General features: G+C 73.0%; 14 protein-coding genes. 10 read left to right on the top strand and 4 right to left on the bottom strand.

The annotated features are described in order from the left end of the window. Window positions 1-8: 8 nt before the first annotated feature. Window positions 9-188 (bottom strand): putative quinol monooxygenase, encoded by a 180-nt coding sequence (locus RAN62_RS40690; protein WP_305790247.1) that lies wholly within the window; start codon window positions 186-188, stop codon window positions 9-11. Between the two features lie 80 nt (window positions 189-268). On the opposite strand from RAN62_RS40690, the gene RAN62_RS40695 reads away from it, so the two are divergent. Continuing rightward, entirely contained in the window at window positions 269-730 is a 462-nt protein-coding gene (locus RAN62_RS40695; RefSeq protein ID WP_305790248.1) for a MarR family winged helix-turn-helix transcriptional regulator, read from the top strand. 24 nt (window positions 731-754) lie between these two features. Here the strand turns inward: RAN62_RS40695 and RAN62_RS40700 are convergent, their stop codons facing one another. After that, window positions 755-2533, bottom strand: coding sequence for a multicopper oxidase family protein (locus RAN62_RS40700; RefSeq protein ID WP_305790249.1), 1779 nt, complete (start codon window positions 2531-2533; stop codon window positions 755-757). A 58-nt stretch (window positions 2534-2591) separates the two neighbouring features. Then, complete coding sequence (locus RAN62_RS40705) at window positions 2592-3890, bottom strand: AfsR/SARP family transcriptional regulator (protein ID WP_305790250.1); 1299 nt, start codon at window positions 3888-3890, stop codon at window positions 2592-2594. A gap of 58 nt (window positions 3891-3948) precedes the next feature. Here RAN62_RS40705 and RAN62_RS40710 point away from each other — a divergent pair, with 58 nt between their 5' ends. The 3 genes from RAN62_RS40710 to RAN62_RS40720 are packed head-to-tail and all read left to right on the top strand — an operon-like array spanning window position 3949 to window position 6550. Then, on the top strand, window positions 3949-4740 hold the full coding sequence (locus RAN62_RS40710) for an alpha/beta hydrolase (protein WP_305790251.1): 792 nt from the start codon (window positions 3949-3951) through the stop codon (window positions 4738-4740). Between the two features lie 19 nt (window positions 4741-4759). Further along, window positions 4760-5524 (top strand): oxidoreductase, encoded by a 765-nt coding sequence (locus tag RAN62_RS40715; RefSeq protein WP_305790252.1) that lies wholly within the window; start codon window positions 4760-4762, stop codon window positions 5522-5524. Between the two features lie 42 nt (window positions 5525-5566). Further along, window positions 5567-6550, top strand: coding sequence for a hypothetical protein (locus RAN62_RS40720; RefSeq protein WP_305790253.1), 984 nt, complete (start codon window positions 5567-5569; stop codon window positions 6548-6550). Here RAN62_RS40720 and RAN62_RS40725 read toward each other — a convergent pair. After that, the gene (locus RAN62_RS40725) at window positions 6540-7697 is read right to left on the bottom strand and encodes an MFS transporter (protein ID WP_305790254.1); all 1158 of its coding nucleotides are present in this window, start codon (window positions 7695-7697) and stop codon (window positions 6540-6542) included. The genes RAN62_RS40720 and RAN62_RS40725 overlap by 11 nt on opposite strands. Window positions 7698-7933: 236 nt before the next feature. On the opposite strand from RAN62_RS40725, the gene RAN62_RS40730 reads away from it, so the two are divergent. The 6 genes from RAN62_RS40730 to RAN62_RS40755 are packed head-to-tail and all read left to right on the top strand — an operon-like array spanning window position 7934 to window position 15266. Continuing rightward, window positions 7934-8059, top strand: coding sequence for a hypothetical protein (locus RAN62_RS40730; protein ID WP_305790255.1), 126 nt, complete (start codon window positions 7934-7936; stop codon window positions 8057-8059). After that, entirely contained in the window at window positions 8056-8145 is a 90-nt protein-coding gene (gene kdpF / locus RAN62_RS40735; protein WP_305790256.1) for a K(+)-transporting ATPase subunit F, read from the top strand. Before RAN62_RS40730 ends, kdpF begins: the two co-directional genes overlap by 4 nt. Further along, window positions 8145-9791 (top strand): potassium-transporting ATPase subunit KdpA, encoded by a 1647-nt coding sequence (gene kdpA, locus RAN62_RS40740; RefSeq protein WP_305790257.1) that lies wholly within the window; start codon window positions 8145-8147, stop codon window positions 9789-9791. The genes kdpF and kdpA overlap by 1 nt, the downstream gene beginning before the upstream one ends. Beyond that, the gene (gene kdpB / locus RAN62_RS40745; protein WP_305790258.1) at window positions 9788-11911 is read left to right on the top strand and encodes a potassium-transporting ATPase subunit KdpB; all 2124 of its coding nucleotides are present in this window, start codon (window positions 9788-9790) and stop codon (window positions 11909-11911) included. The genes kdpA and kdpB overlap by 4 nt, the downstream gene beginning before the upstream one ends. A 5-nt stretch (window positions 11912-11916) precedes the next feature. After that, the gene (locus RAN62_RS40750; protein ID WP_305790259.1) at window positions 11917-12780 is read left to right on the top strand and encodes a potassium-transporting ATPase subunit C; all 864 of its coding nucleotides are present in this window, start codon (window positions 11917-11919) and stop codon (window positions 12778-12780) included. Between the two features lie 5 nt (window positions 12781-12785). Then, entirely contained in the window at window positions 12786-15266 is a 2481-nt protein-coding gene (locus tag RAN62_RS40755; RefSeq protein ID WP_305790260.1) for a DUF4118 domain-containing protein, read from the top strand. Window positions 15267-15278: the final 12 nt, after the last annotated feature.

Consider the following 15278-nt stretch of genomic DNA (forward strand, 5'->3'; position numbering starts at 1 on the left):
GGTGTCGGTCACGAGTCGCTCGGGGACAGCAGCGGGCGCCCGGTCGCGTCACCGAAGCGTGTGATCGTGGGGAGTTCGGCGACGGCCGGGCGGATGACCTCCACGAACGCGGCGAACCCGGGCGAGCTCAGATGCGTCTGCAGCGCCTCGTCCGACGCCCACTCCTCGGCCAGCACCAGAGCAGACATGGCAAGCCTCTCCTCAAAACGTTCAGCTGTTGAATCATTCTGTTGCTAACGTATGCCCGAGCCGGGATATCGTGCAACGCATGAACGATGCCGACGCTGACGGTCCGACCATGGCCGAGGGGGTTGCCGCCCGGCCCGCGCTCCTGCTCGCGCACGTCGGCAGCGCCCTCGAAGCCGCCGCCGACGACTGGCTGGCCCCGAGCGGACTCAGCGGCCGCGACTACGCGGTGCTCGCCATCCTCACCGCGGACGCCCCCGACACCCAGCACGAACTCGCCCGCCTGCTCGGCAAGGCCCCGGGCATCGCCGTCATCGCGGTCGACCGCCTCGAAGCGGCCGGCCTGGTGGCGCGGCGCCGCGACCCGGCCGACCGCCGCCGCAGCCGGGTCGAGGCCACGCCGGCCGGACGCGAGGCCCTGCGCAAGGCGGACCAGCTGTCGGCCGACGGCCTGGGCCGGCTGTTCCCCGGCCTCGACGCCGGTCAGCGCGACACGCTCTGGCAGCTGCTCGCCGCCGGCATCACTCGCCCGCCGGCGCCCTGATCGAAACCGCGCCGACCGGCGGGGTCACTCGGGGGCGTGGTCCGAGGAGTAGGGCGTCGTCACGCCGACGTAGGCGAGGTGGAGGATCATGCCGTTCGCGCCGTGGCGGAAGTTGTGGCAGTGGTCCATCCAGATGCCCGGGTTGTCGGCGCGGAACTCCAGTTCGTAGGTCTGGCCCGAGCCGATGTTCAGGGTGTCGGTCCACCACGGGCTGCCGGTCACCGGGTCGCCGTCGCGGGACAGGACCCGGACGCGGTGGCCGTGCAGGTGGAACGGGTGGTCGATCATGCCGCGGTTGGCGATGCGCACCTTGACCCGGTCGCCGCGGGTCACCTCGAGGGTGGGGACGGCGGGGTAGAGGCGGCCGTTGATGAGGCTGGTGACATAGGAGAAGCGGCCCTGGCTGAAGCCGAAGCCGTCGTCCAGCCGCAGGTCGAAGGTGCGCTGATAACCGCCGCCGGCCGGCGCCGGCCCGGACCCGTACGCGATCGGGTCGAACCGTTCCCCGTCGCCCGGCGCGACCGGATCCGCCGTGCCGCCGGGGCTGAACGCCAGGGCGACGTCCGGGCTGCCGTCCAGCGCCAGGGTCACCGGGCCGTCCGGCACCGTGAACGTGATGTCGTAGCGGCCGCCCGCGGCGAGGGGCAGCGCGGTGCCGGCAGCGAGCGGCGTGGCGCCGGGAATGGCGTTGCCGTCGAGGGCGGTGACGCGGAAGGGTGCGCCGCCGACGCGTACCACCTGGGGGTCCTCGGAGCTGTTGATCAGCCGGACGAGTTGCTCACCGGTCGCGGCCCGGCGCTCCGGCCCGTCCGACCGGCCGAAGGCGGCGATGTCGCCGGGCCACGCGTGGGTGAAGACCGTGGTCCCGCCGGCCGGACCGATGACCAGGGCCCCGAAGAGACCCCTCTGGACGTTCACGGCCCCGTCCCGATGCGTGTGGTACCAGAACGTCCCCTCGCGGCCGGGCACGAACCGGTAGACGTGCCGTTGCCCCGGGGCCACGGCGTCCTGCGTCACGCCGGGCACCCCGTCCTCGGCGTTGGGCACGTCGACGCCGTGCCAGTGCAGGGTCACGCCCTCGGTCACGTCGGTGTTGACCAGCGTGACCTCGACCAGCTGACCCCGCGCGGCGCGGATCTCGGGGCCGGGGGAGGAGCCGTTCAGGGTCAGCCCGTCCACGACGCGCCCCGAGGCCAGCCGCACCTGGCCGTGGGCGGCCGTCAGCGTCAGGCGTACGCCGGGGGTGCCTTGTCGTGGGCCTGTCAGCTGGTCGACGCTCAACTGTCCGCTGTGCCGGTGGCCCTCCGCGGCGGCGTTCGCCCGCTCGGCGCCGGCCAGCGTGACGGCCGGGATCAGCACGGCGAAGGCGGCGAGCCACGGGAGGCCGGACGCGCGCGAGCCCGAGGTGCGCCACCGGCCCACGCCCACGGACGCCGCGGCGACGGCCGCCAGCGCCACCACCGACCCGGCGACGACGAGCACCGTGTCCTGCGGGCCGAAGGGCGCGAGCAACCACCACACCGACAGGAGTACGCCACCCGCCGCGACGTGACTCGCGGTCCGCCCGGGCCGGATCAGCGCCCACGCCACCGGCAGCACCGCCAGGGGAAGCTGCACGACGAGCCGCGACTCCGCCAGCAGCACACTGCCGCCGAGAAGCAGTCCCGCCACGGCGAGCCGGGCCGTCACGAGGGCGGCGAGAACATAGAGCCAGCGGCGGGCCGTGCGGATGCCGGCGAGCGGCGCGGCGATCAGCGCCAGGACGGCGAGCGTGGCGTCGGCGAGGATGAGAATTCCGTACACCACCTCACCGTGCCGCCCGCCAGGTGCCGGTCGCGTCGGCACCGGGTGCCTACGTCCGTCACGGCCCGGCGGGCACCGGGCGGACGGGCGCCTCGAGGGGAACGGGCTGGGCGCCCTCGTGGGCGATCAGGCCGGTCAGGCAGAAACGGCTGATGGCGACCACGAGGCACTCGGGCTCGGCGGGGAGCAGGGCGCGGACCTCCCGGCTGCCCCGGGCGTCGTCGAGGACGAAGAGCAGCTTGCGGCCGCGTACCGTCCGGTGGAAAGCCGCCGCCAGCTCCGCCTCGCCGCCACCCGCCGGCATCGGGGCGCCGAGCGCTCGCAGGAAGCCGCGCAGCACGTCCGCCGGCTCGGCGCCGGCCAGGCTCACATAGAGCTGGCCGTCGGGGAACTGCCCGGCGACGCGGTGCGCCCATTGCAGGGCGAAGGCCGTCTTGCCGATGCCGGCGAGCCCGGTGACGGCGCAGATGCGGTGACCCGCCGTGGCCGGGCGGCTGAGGGTGGCGTCCGCGGCGGCCAGCTCCCGCTCGCGGCCGGCCGGCAGGGGAGGCGCCGGCGGCAGATCCCGGGGCGTGGCGGGCGCGGGAGCCCGTACGGGGGCCGGCGCGGTCCGCTCCACAACCCGGCGCCGGGCGTCGCCGAGCAACCGATCGGGGGTGATGCCCAGCTCGTCGCGGAGCCGCCGCGCGATGCCGGCGTAGACCTCCAGGGCCTCCGCCCGTCGGCCGGTGGCGCTCAGGCAGTCGATGAGCGCGGCGTGCAGCGGCTCGTCGAGGGGGTGCCGGTCCGCCAGCAGGAGCAGGTGCGGGACGACCTCGCCGGGGCGCACGGCCGGGGCGGCCGCCGCCAGCGCGGTCTCCACCCGTTCGCGCTCGATGAGCTGAAAGACCGCGGTCTCGCGCAGGGGCAGCCCCAGGCCGGGCGGGCCGGGGGCCAGCGCGAGCGCCTGCAGCCGCAGGTCGGTCGCCGTCGCCGGATCGGCCCCCGCCGCCTGCTGGTTGAGCAGCCGGAACCGGCGCAGGTCGCACGAGACGGCGTCGACCAGGATCCGGTAGCCGGTGCCCGACCGCACCAGCCAGCGCCCCGGCGCCCGGGCCGGCAGCTCCGGCTCGAACGTGCGGCGCAGCTCGCCGACGTGCCGGTGCAAGGAATTCATCGCGCTGGCACCGGGCCGGTCGCCCCACATCGCGTCGATCAGGTCGCCGGCGCCGACGCCGCGGCCGTCCGCGGCCAGCAGCAGGCCGAGCAGGGCCCGGCGCTGCGGTGGGCCGAGGTCGAGGGGCTGCTGGGTGCGCCAGGCCCGCACGCCCCCGAACAGCGAGAAGTAGATCTTCGGCCCGGGCAGGAGATCCTCCACGTGACGACCGTAGGGCATCTCCACACTTTGTCCACTGGCCGTTCGTAGCGTCTGCGCCATGTCTGTCCCCGTTGTCTTCATTCATGGACTGTGGCTGCACGCGTCGTCGTGGCAGCCCTGGATCGACCTCTTCACCGAGCGCGGCTACGAGCCCGTCGCCCCGGGCTGGCCCGGTGACGGCGCCACCGTCGAGGAGACCCGCGCGAACCCGGACGCGCTGACCGGGCACGGCATCGACGACGTCGTCGAGCACTACGCCCGGATCATCGGCGACCTGCCGGCCCGCCCGATCCTCGTCGGACACTCCTTCGGCGGCATGATCGCGCAGAAGCTCCTCGGCCTCGACCTCGGCGCCGCCGCCGTGGCCATCGACGCCGCCCAGATCAAGGGCGTGCTGCCGCTGCCGCTGTCGGCGCTGCGCTCCAGCTTCCCGGTGCTGGGCAACCCGGCCAACCGGCACCGGGCCGTCGCGCTGACCCCCGAGCAGTTCCGCTACGCCTTCGGCAACGCGATCCCCGAGACCGAGGCCCGATCCCTGTACGACCAATGGTCCATCCCCGCGCCCGGCAAGCCGCTCTTCGAGGCGGCGGCCGCGAATTTCGACCCGCACTCGCCGGCCAAGGTCGCCACCGCCAACGAGTCCCGCGGCCCGCTGCTGCTCGTCGCGGGCGGCAAGGACCACACCGTGCCCGAGGCGGTCGTGCGCGCCACCCTCAAGCAGTACCGCCACTCCCAGGCGGTCACCGACTTCGCCGAGTTCCCGGACAAGGCCCACTCCCTGACCATCGACTCCGGCTGGCGCGAGGTGGCCGAGGCTGTGCTGGCGTGGCTGAAGGAGCAGGGCCTGTGAAGCGCTCGGTGGTCTTCGCATGAACCTCGGACTGGAGGGGCGCACCGCCCTGGTCACCGGGGCCAGCCGCGGCATCGGGCTGGCCGTCGCCGAGGCGCTGGCGGCCGAGGGCGTCCACGTGGTGGCCGGCGCCCGCACCAAGCCCGACGCCGCCGTGGATTTCGTCGCCGCCGATCTCAGTACGCCCGACGGCCCGGCCGCACTCGTCGAGGCGGCCGTCGCATTGCTGGGCGGGCGGCTGGACATCCTCGTCAACAACGTCGGCGGCGTGCACCCGCGCACCGGCGGCTTCCTGACGGTCACCGACGACCAGTGGCAGGAGGCCCTGACGATCAACTTCCTTTCTCCCGTACGCACGACGCGCGCCGCGTTGCCGTACCTGCTCGAACGGGGTGGCGCCGTGGTCACCGTCGGCTCGGTCAACGCCTCGCTGCCCGACCCGCTGGTCATCGATTACAGCGCGGCCAAGGCGGCCCTGGTCAACTTCGGCAAGGCGCTGTCGAAGGAGGTCGGCCCCCGGGGCGTACGCGTCAACACCGTCAGTCCCGGACCCGTCGCGACCGATCTCTGGCTCGGCGCCGGCGGTGTCGCGGAGACGGTCGGCGCGGCCGGCGGCCTGGACCCGTCCGCAGTCGCCGAGAAGGCCGTCGGCGGCACCGCCACCGGCCGCTTCACCCGGCCCGAGGAGGTGGCGGACCTGGTACTGCTGCTGGCGAGCGGCCGCGCCGGCAACGTGACCGGGGAGGACATCATCATCGACGGGGGCCTGACCACGTCGCTGTAACGGGATGGACGGCGGTCGCCGTCGTACGGTGCAATGACGGTCATGCCGATCGATCCGTCCCGGCCGCCCGGGGAAGGCCGGGGCCGGTCGCTGGCCGGGGCGGTGGTCAGCACGGTCCCGCTGGTCCTGCTGCCCTTCGCGGTCAACGTGGCCAGCGACAGCCTGCCCGGCGGCGCCCAGCGCTGGGCCTGGCTGTCCTGGCCGGTGATCATCATCCTGGTGGCGGTGTCCTGGCGCCTCGGCACGCCCGGCGCCCCGCCCGCCCCTCCGCCGCCGTCGCCCAGCCCGCCGCCGACGTACAGCCCACCGCCGATGTACAGCCCACCGCCGACGTACAGTCCGCCGCCCGCCTACGACCCGCCGCCTACTTACACGCCTCCGCCTCACTCCTACGGCACGCCGCCGCGTAGGGCCGGGTGGGTGCCGAATCCCGCACCCCACCGCCCGGCGCCCCCGCCCCGCGTGCGCCCGTCGGACCGGCCGTGGCGGATCCTGGCCGTCCCGGTGGCGGCCTCGTTCACCGGCGTCCTGCTGAGCCAGTTCGACGTGATCGGCGTACACGCGCCGTTCCTGGCCGCCATGCTCATCCTGCTCATCGCCGTGGTCCTCTGCCTCGCCGAGGTGATCACACCCCGCCGGGTGCCCCGAGGAGTGGCGGCCGGCCTGGTCTACGCCGTCCTCGCGGGCGCGGCCGTCTGGCGGTGGGACTCCGCCCGCGCCGACCTCTGGTACGTAGCCGAGTCGAGCGCCATCCTCGGCGCGGGCATCTTCCTGGCCTCACGCGTGCGAGACCCCCGGACCTCCCGGCGCGTCCTGCCCGGCGTGGTGCTCGCCTTGCTGGGCTGGGCCGCGATGGGCGTCCTCTTCGCGATCTACAGCCAGAAGAACGACGACACGGCCGTGGCCAACGCCGCCTTCTTCGCCTGCCTCTCCACCGTGGTCGCCGGCACGATCGCCACCGGCCTCCAAACCGCCGCCGACCGCGACCCCCGCCCGCCGGCCGGGCCGGAGCCGGTCAGCGGGTGACGGGCTCGGGGGCGCGGAGGCCGGCCAGGGCGCGGACGGCGAAGAGGGTCAGCACCAGCCCCACCGTGGGCACGAGGAAGGCCAGCCGCAGCCCGACCGGCTCCGACAGCGCCCCCAGCAGCACGGCGCCCAGCAGCGCGCCCGCGTAGTTGAAGAGGTTGACGCGGGCGATGACCTCGTCGCTGCGGCCGGGGGTGGCTTCGCCGGCGGCGGTGAAGGTCAGGGGGACCAGGATGCCGACGCCGAGGCCGGCGAGGGCGAAGCCGGTGACCGCCGCGCCGACCGAGGGGACGGCGACCACCAGGGCGCAGCCCAGCGCGCACGCCAGCAGGCAGCCGGCGGCCGACACCGCGCGACCCAGGCGGGGGACCAGGTGGTCGCCGGCGAGGCGGGAGATCAGCACGGTGGCCTGGTAGGCGGCGTAGCCGAGCGGGGTGACCGCCGCTGAGGCGGACAGCGAGTCGTGCAGGTAGACCGAGCTCCACGTGCTGACGGCCGAGTCGGCGAGGAAGGCCGTGCCGATGAAGGCGCCGCAGACGAGGACGACGCGGCGGCTGCCCGGGGTGCGGGTGCGTTTGCCCTGGTGGAGGACGACGGTGCGGGCCGGTTCGAAGGCGCCGAAGCCGGCCAGGGCCACGGTGGCCGCGACCACGGCCGCGGCACCGACGGCCACGGCGGCGCCGGCGCTGGTGGCGGCGAAGGCGGACATGAGCAGGGCGGCGAGGATGGCGGCGGCGGTGTACGCGGCGAAGAGCCGGCTCATCACGCTGCGGCCGAGGCGGGCCTGGACGAGTACGCCCTGCATGCTGAGGCTCGCGTCGACCGCGCCGAGGCCGATGCTGTAGCCGACGAAGATCAGCGTGAACACCGGCTTGGGGGTGTGGAACGTCGTGAGCGCCAGGGCCGAGGCGATGGTGAGCAGGCCGCCGCTCAGTGCGTAACGGCTGCCCCAGCGGGCCGCGACCTGGTCGGCCAGGATCGAGCCGCCGGCCGCGCCGAAGCACACCAGCAGCAGGATGACCGACACGTAGCCGTCGCCGATGTCCTGCCGCGACTTGAAGAGCGGCAGCGCGGTGACCACGGACGCGTAGCCCAGCCCCTGCGCCGCGTAGCCCGCCCCGATCCAGACGGCGCTCCGAACCCCCATCCGCCGATCATCGTCGCCGCGGCCCGGCGAGTACAGCGTCACACCGAATTTCCCCTAACCCGGTCGTGGATCGCGGTCAGCAACAGCAGCTCGGGATTCTTCTCCGGGGTGGCCCGGCGGCCATCCTGCCATCCGTGACGGCCGCCACCCCGGGCGTTAAGACCGCGTCAAGAAGCCGCCCGCCCGCGTAGTCATCGCGTGAACGCCGATGACGCGGGGCCGGAGGCGCGCTGAGCTTGCACAGCACCAAGCAGGCAATCCCCCTTCAAGGAGTCCTCGTGGCCGACGTCGTGTTCGTCCTTCTCACGGTGGCGCTGTTCGCAGCGCTGACCGTGCTGGTCCGGGCGGTCGAACGCTCGTGAGCGCCGTCAATCTCATCGGTCTGGTCGTGGCCGTGCTGCTCGGCGGCTTCATGGTGGCCGCCCTGCTCTTCCCGGAGAAGTTCTGATGGCCGGCTGGATCTTCGTCGTCACCCTCGTGCTCGCCGTCGTCGCGGCCTATCGCCCGTTCGGCGACTACATGCACCGCGTCGTCACCGGCACCCGGCACAGCGTCGCCGAGCGCGGCCTCTATCGCCTCGTCGGCGTCGACCCGGCCGCCGGGCAGAGCTGGGGCGTCTACGCCCGCAGCGTCCTGGCCTTCTCCGCGGTCTCGATCCTCTTCCTCTACCTCTTCCTGCGCGTGCAGGACAAGCTGTGGCTCTCGCTCGGCCTGCCCGCCGTGCCGGACCACATCGCCTGGAACACCGCGGTCAGCTTCGTGACCAACACCAACTGGCAGGCGTACGCCGGGGAGTCGACCCTCGGGCACCTGGTCCAGATGGCCGGGCTGGCCGTGCAGAACTTCGTGTCCGCCGCGGTCGGCATCGCCGTGGCTGTCGCGTTCATCCGCGGTTTCGTGGCCCGCAAGCGCCCGGAGCTCGGCAACTTCTGGGTCGACCTGACCCGGATCACCCTGCGGATCCTGCTGCCGGTGAGCATCGTCGCCGCCCTGGTCTTCCTGGCCGCCGGCGCGGTGCAGAACCTCTCCGGCGGCACCGACGTCACCACGCTGACCGGCGCCACGCAGCACATCACCGGCGGCCCCGTCGCCTCGCAGGAGGCGATCAAGGAGCTGGGCACCAACGGCGGCGGCTTCTCCAACGTCAACGCGGCGCACCCGTTCGAGAACCCGACGACCTGGACCAACTGGTTCCAGCTGTTCCTGATCCTGCTGATCCCGTTCAGCCTGCCGCGGGTCTTCGGCCGCCTGGCCGGTCAGAACCGGCAGGGGTACGCGATCGCCGCGGTCATGGCGGTCCTGGCGCTCGCGAGTGTCGCACTGACCGTCGCCTTCGAGGTGCACGGCGCCGGCACGGTGCCGCAGGCCGTGGGCTCGGCGATGGAGGGCAAGGAGACCCGCTTCGGGGTGCCGGGCTCGGCGGTCTACGCGGCGATCACCACGCTGACCTCGACCGGCTCGGTCAACTCGTTCCACGACTCGTACACGTCCTTCGGCGGCATGATGCCGATGATCAACATGATGCTGGGCGAGGTGGCCCCCGGCGGCACCGGCTCCGGCCTCTACGGGCTGCTGATCCTGGCGATCATCACGGTCTTCGTGGCCGGGCTGATGGTCGGCCGCACGCCGGAGTACCTGGGCAAGAAGATCGGCGCCCGCGAGATGAAGCTCGCCTCGTCGTACTTCCTGATCACCCCGGCGCTCGTGCTCGCCGGCACGGCTGCGGCCTTCGCCACCGGCAACAACAGCACGGCGCTCAACTCCGGGCCGCACGGCCTCTCCGAGGTTCTGTACGCCTTCACCAGCGCCGCCAACAACAACGGCTCGGCGTTCGGCGGCATCACGGTCAACACGCCGTGGTGGGACACCGCCCTGGGCCTGGCGATGCTGCTCGGCCGGTTCCTGCCGATCGTGCTCGTGCTCGCCCTCGCCGGCGCCCTCGCCCGGCAGAAGGTCACCCCCGAGTCGGAGGGCACGTTGCCCACCCACCAGCCCCTCTTCGTCGGCATGGTCGTCGGCGTGACGGTCGTGCTCGTCGCCCTCACCTTCCTCCCCGCGCTCGCGCTCGGACCCATCGCCGAAGGCTTGTCATGACCCCATCCAACCGCCCCACCACCGCCCCTGACCGGTCTGAAGGATCAACCCTTCTGCTGGAAAAGCCCGCCACCGTACGCAAACCCGCCGTGCAAGACCCCGCACAGCTCTGGAAAGCGTTGCCGGAGGCGCTGGCCAAGCTCGACCCGCGCACGTTGTGGCGCAACCCCGTCATGCTCATCGTCGAGGTCGGCGCGCTCTTCACCACCGTGCTGTCGATCGCCCGGCCGAGCACCCTGTCCTGGATCATCACCGGCTGGCTCTGGCTCACCGTGGTCTTCGCCAACCTGGCCGAGGCCGTCGCCGAGGGCCGGGGCAAGGCGCAGGCCGCCACGCTGCGGCAGTCGAAGCGGGACACCGTCGCCCGGCGGCTGGTCGACGGCGTCGAGCGGGCGACCCCGGCGACCGAGCTGAAGCAGGGCGACCTGGTCGTCGTGGAGGCCGGCGAGATCATCCCGGGCGACGGCGACGTGGTCGAGGGCATCGCCAGCGTGGACGAGTCGGCCATCACCGGCGAGTCGGCCCCGGTGATCCGCGAGTCGGGCGGCGACCGCTCGGCCGTCACGGGCGGCACGAAGGTGCTCTCGGACCGGATCGTCGTCACGATCACCCAGAAGCCGGGCGAGAGCTTCGTCGACCGGATGATCGCGCTGGTCGAGGGGGCCAACCGGCAGAAGACCCCGAACGAGATCGCGCTCAACATCCTGCTCGCCGCGCTCACCCTGGTCTTCCTGCTGTCCGTGGTCACGCTGCAGCCCCTCGCCATCTTCTCCAAGGCGTGGCAGGCGGCGGCCCCGGACACCGCGGCGATCGACAGCCACGGCATCACCGGCATCGTGCTCGTCTCGCTCATCGTCTGCCTGATCCCGACCACGATCGGCGCCCTGCTGTCCGCGATCGGCATCGCCGGCATGGACCGCCTGGTGCAACGCAACGTGCTCGCGATGAGCGGGCGCGCGGTCGAGGCGGCCGGTGACGTCAACACGCTGCTGCTCGACAAGACCGGCACGATCACGTTGGGGAACCGGCAGGCGGCTGAGTTCGTACCCGTCAATGGTGTGTCGGCCGCGACCCTCGCGGACGCCGCGCAGCTCGCCAGCCTGGCCGACGAGACGCCCGAGGGGCGCTCGATCGTGGTGCTGGCCAAGGAGCAGTTCGGGCTGCGCGAGCGGGAGCCGGGGCTGATCGCCGGGGCGACGTTCGTGCCGTTCACCGCGCAGACCCGGATGAGCGGCGTCGACCTCGACGGCCGGCAGATCCGCAAGGGCGCCGCGACCGCCGTGCTCAAGTGGGCGCGGACCAACCCGGTCGAGGTGACCGACATCGTCGAGCGGATCAGCAGCTCGGGCGGCACGCCGCTGGTCGTCGCGTCCAGCGTCGACGGTGTGCTCGGCGTCATCCACCTCAAGGACGTCGTCAAGTCCGGCATGCGCGAGCGCTTCGCCGAGATGCGGCGCATGGGCATCCGGACGGTCATGATCACGGGCGACAACCCGCAGACCGCCAAGGCGATCGCGGACGAGGCCGGCGTCGACGACTTCCTGGCCGAGGCGACGCCCGAGGACAAGCTGGCGCTGATCAAGAAGGAGCAGGAGGGCGGCCGGCTGGTCGCGATGACCGGCGACGGCACCAACGACGCGCCGGCGCTGGCCCAGGCCGACGTCGGCGTGGCCATGAACACCGGCACGTCGGCCGCCAAGGAGGCCGGCAACATGGTCGACCTCGACAGCGACCCGACCAAGCTCATCGAGATCGTGGAGATCGGCAAGCAGCTGCTCATCACCCGCGGCGCGCTGACGACCTTCTCGATCACCAACGACATCGCCAAGTACTTCGCGATCATCCCGGCCGTGTTCGCCGCGGTCTATCCGGGCCTCGACGCGCTCAACGTCATGCGCCTGCACTCGCCGGGCTCGGCCATCCTGTCCGCGGTCGTCTTCAACGCCCTCGTGATCGTCGCGCTGATCCCGCTCGCCCTGCGCGGCGTGCGCTACCGGCCGTCGTCGGCCGCGGCCCTGCTACGGCGCAACCTGCTCGTCTACGGCCTCGGCGGCGTCGTCGCGCCCTTCCTCGGCATCAAGCTCATCGACCTCCTCGTCCAGTTCATCCCCGGGATCTGATCACCATGCGTCTGCCCTCGTGGCTCGCCCAGCACCTCGCCGCCCTGCGCGCCCTGCTGGTCCTGACCGTCCTCACCGGCCTGCTCTACCCCCTCCTCCTGGTCGCCGCCGGCCGCCTTCCGGGTTTGTCGGATAAATCGGACGGCTCGCTCCTCAGCGTGGGGGGAAGAACGGTCGGCAGCTCGTTGATCGGCCAGTCGTTCGCCGACGCCGACGGCAACGCCGACCCGCGCTATTTCCAGTCGCGCCCGTCCGCCGCCGGCGACGGCTACGACCCCACCGCCACCTCGGCCAGCAACCTCGGTCCCGAAAGCGTGGTTGACACCCTCTCCGAGGATCCGGACGACGCCGCGCCGAGCCTGCTGACCCAGGTCTGCGCCCGCAGCGTGGCGGTGGGCAAACTCGAAGGCGTCGACGGCAGCCGGCCCTACTGCACCACCGACGGCGTCGGAGCGGTCCTCGCCGTCTTCCACCGCGACGGCTTCACCGGCCCGATCACCCGCGTGGTCTCGGTCAACCAGACCGGCACACCGTTCGTCGCCACCTACGAGGGTGTGACGGTCGAGCCCGCGACGATCGGCGAGGACTACCAGGCGCTCGGCGGGGTGATCACCCCGATCCGCGGTTCCGTGACCCGTTCGGTGGTCCCGGCCGACGCGGTCACGGCCAGTGCCAGCGGGCTCGATCCGCACATCAGCCCGGCCTACGCGCAGTTGCAGGTGCCACGCATCGCTCGCGAGCGGGGCTTGACCCAGGACGCCGTACGGACAATGGTGCGGAAGCACACCGACGGCCGCGCCCTCGGCTTCCTCGGCGAGCCGGCGGTCAACGTGCTCGAGCTCAACCTGGCCCTCGACGAAGGCAGGTGACGGCTATGGTGCGCGGGGAGCTCCGCATCTATCTCGGCGCCGCGCCGGGCGTCGGGAAGACGTACACGATGCTGGAGGAAGCGCACCGGCGGGCCGAGCGCGGCACCGACGTGGTCATCGGCTTCGTGGAGACCCACGGCCGCGAACACACGCAGAACATGATCGGCGAGCTCGAGGTGATCCCGCGCACGGAGATGCCGTACCGCGGCGCGGGCTTCACCGAGATGGACCTCGACGCGATCCTGGCCCGCCGGCCCGAGCTCGCCGTGGTGGACGAGCTGGCGCACACCAACGTGCCCGGCGCCCGCCACGGCAAGCGCTGGGAGGACGTGCGGGAGCTGCTCGACGCCGGGATCGACGTGCTGACCACGGTCAACGTCCAGCACCTGGAGTCGCTCAACGACGTGGTCGCCCGGATCACGGGCGTCGAGCAGCGGGAGACCGTACCGGATGCCGTCGTGCGCGCGGCGGAGCAGGTCGAGCTGGTCGACATGACGCCCGAGGCGCTGCGCCGGCGGATGGCGCACGGCAACATCTACCGCCCGGAGAAGATCGACGCGGCGCTCGGCAACTATTTCCGGACGGGCAACCTCACCGCCCTGCGCGAGCTGGCCCTGCTGTGGCTGGCGGACAAGGTCGAGGACCAGCTCGGCAAGTACCGCGCCGACCACCGCATCGACAAGACGTGGGAGACCCGGGAACGGGTTCTGGTCGCGCTGACCGGTGGCCCGGAGGGCGAGACGCTGATCCGCCGGGCCACCCGGATCGCCGCCCGCACCAAGGGCGCCGACCTGCTGGCCGTGCACGTGGCGCGCAACGACGGGCTGCACGGCGCCGACCCGGCGACCCTGGCCCGGCAGCGGGTCCTGGTCGAGAGCCTCGGCGGCTCGTACCACCAGGTGGCCGGGCCCGACATCCCGCAGGCGCTGCTCGACTTCGCCCGCGCGGTCAACGCCACGCAGATCGTGCTCGGCGCCTCCAGCCGCGGGCGGCTCGCGCAGATGTTCTCGGCCGGCGTGGGCGCGACCACCACGGCGCTGTCGGGAACCATCGACGTGCACCTCGTGCCGCACGAGCGGGCCGGGGCCGGGCGTCGCGGCCGCCTTCCCGCCGCGCTGTCCCGGGGCCGGCGCATCGCGGGCTTCGTCGCCGTGCTCGCCGGGCTGCCCGTCCTCACGACGCTGCTGAGCATCGGGCCGGGCCTCTCGCTGATCAACGACATCCTGCTCTTCCTCGCGGCCGTCGTCGGCGTCGCCCTGATCGGCGGTCTCGGGCCGGCCCTGCTCGCCGCGGTCGCCGGATCGCTGCTGCTCAACTACTTCTTCACCCCGCCGGTGCGGCGGTTCACCATCGCCGAGGGCGACAACCTGCTCGCGCTGGCCGTCTTCATCGTGGTGGCCCTCGCGGTCAGCTGGGTCGTCGACACCGCCGCCCGCAAGACCCGGCAGGCCGCCCAGGCCGGAGCGGACGCGCAGACCCTGGCCACCGTCGCGGGCAGCGTGCTGCGCGGCGACCGGCCGCTGATCGCGCTGATGGAACGGCTGGCCGAGACCTTCTCGCTGCGCTCGGTCACGCTGCTGGACCAGGGCGTCGTCGTGGCCAGCGTGGGGGAGAAGCCGTGCACCAGCCCCGGCGACTCGGATGTCGAGGTCAAGGTGGACGACGATCTCGCCATGCTGCTCTGCGGCCGTCCCCTGGCGGCCAGCGACCGGCGCATCGTCGAGGCGTTCGCGGCCCAGGCGGCGGTCGCGCTGCGCCAGGAACGGCTGACCGCCGAGGCGGCCACCGCGAAACCCCTGGCCGAGGCGGACCGGTTGCGCACCGCGCTGCTCGCGGCGGTCAGCCATGATCTGCGTACGCCCCTCGCGTCCGCGAAGGCGGCGATCGCCAGCCTCCGCAGCCCCGACGTGGACTTCGGCGACCGGGACCGGGCGGACCTGCTCGCGACCGCCGACGAGTCGCTGGACCGGCTCATCCGGCTCGTCACGAACCTGCTCGACATGAGCCGCCTGCAGGCCGGGGCCCTGGGCGTGGCGGCGGCCGACATCGGGGCCGAGGAGATCGTGCCGCGTGTGCTCGACGACCTCGGGCCGGCCGGGCGTACCGTGCGGGTGCAAGTTCCCGAGGACCTGCCCGCCCTGCGCGCCGATCCCGGCCTGCTCGAACGCGTCCTGGTCAACCTCGCCGCGAACGCCCTGCGGCACAGCCCGCCCGACCGGCCGCCGATGATCTCCGCCAGCGCCCTGGGCGACACTGTCGAGTTCCGCGTCGCCGACCAGGGGCCCGGCATCCCGGGAGACCGATGGGACGACGTCTTCCTGCCGTTCCAGCGCCTCGGCGACCGCGACAACCACACCGGCGTGGGGCTCGGGCTCGCCCTGGCCCGCGGGTTGACCGAGGCGATGGGCGGCACCCTCACACCCGACCACACCCCCGGAGGCGGCCTGACCATGATCGTGTCCCTGCCCACGGCGGCCCGCCCATGACCCGCGTCCTGG

Source organism: Symbioplanes lichenis (assembly GCF_030709675.1).
GTDB lineage: Bacteria > Actinomycetota > Actinomycetes > Mycobacteriales > Micromonosporaceae > Actinoplanes > Actinoplanes lichenis.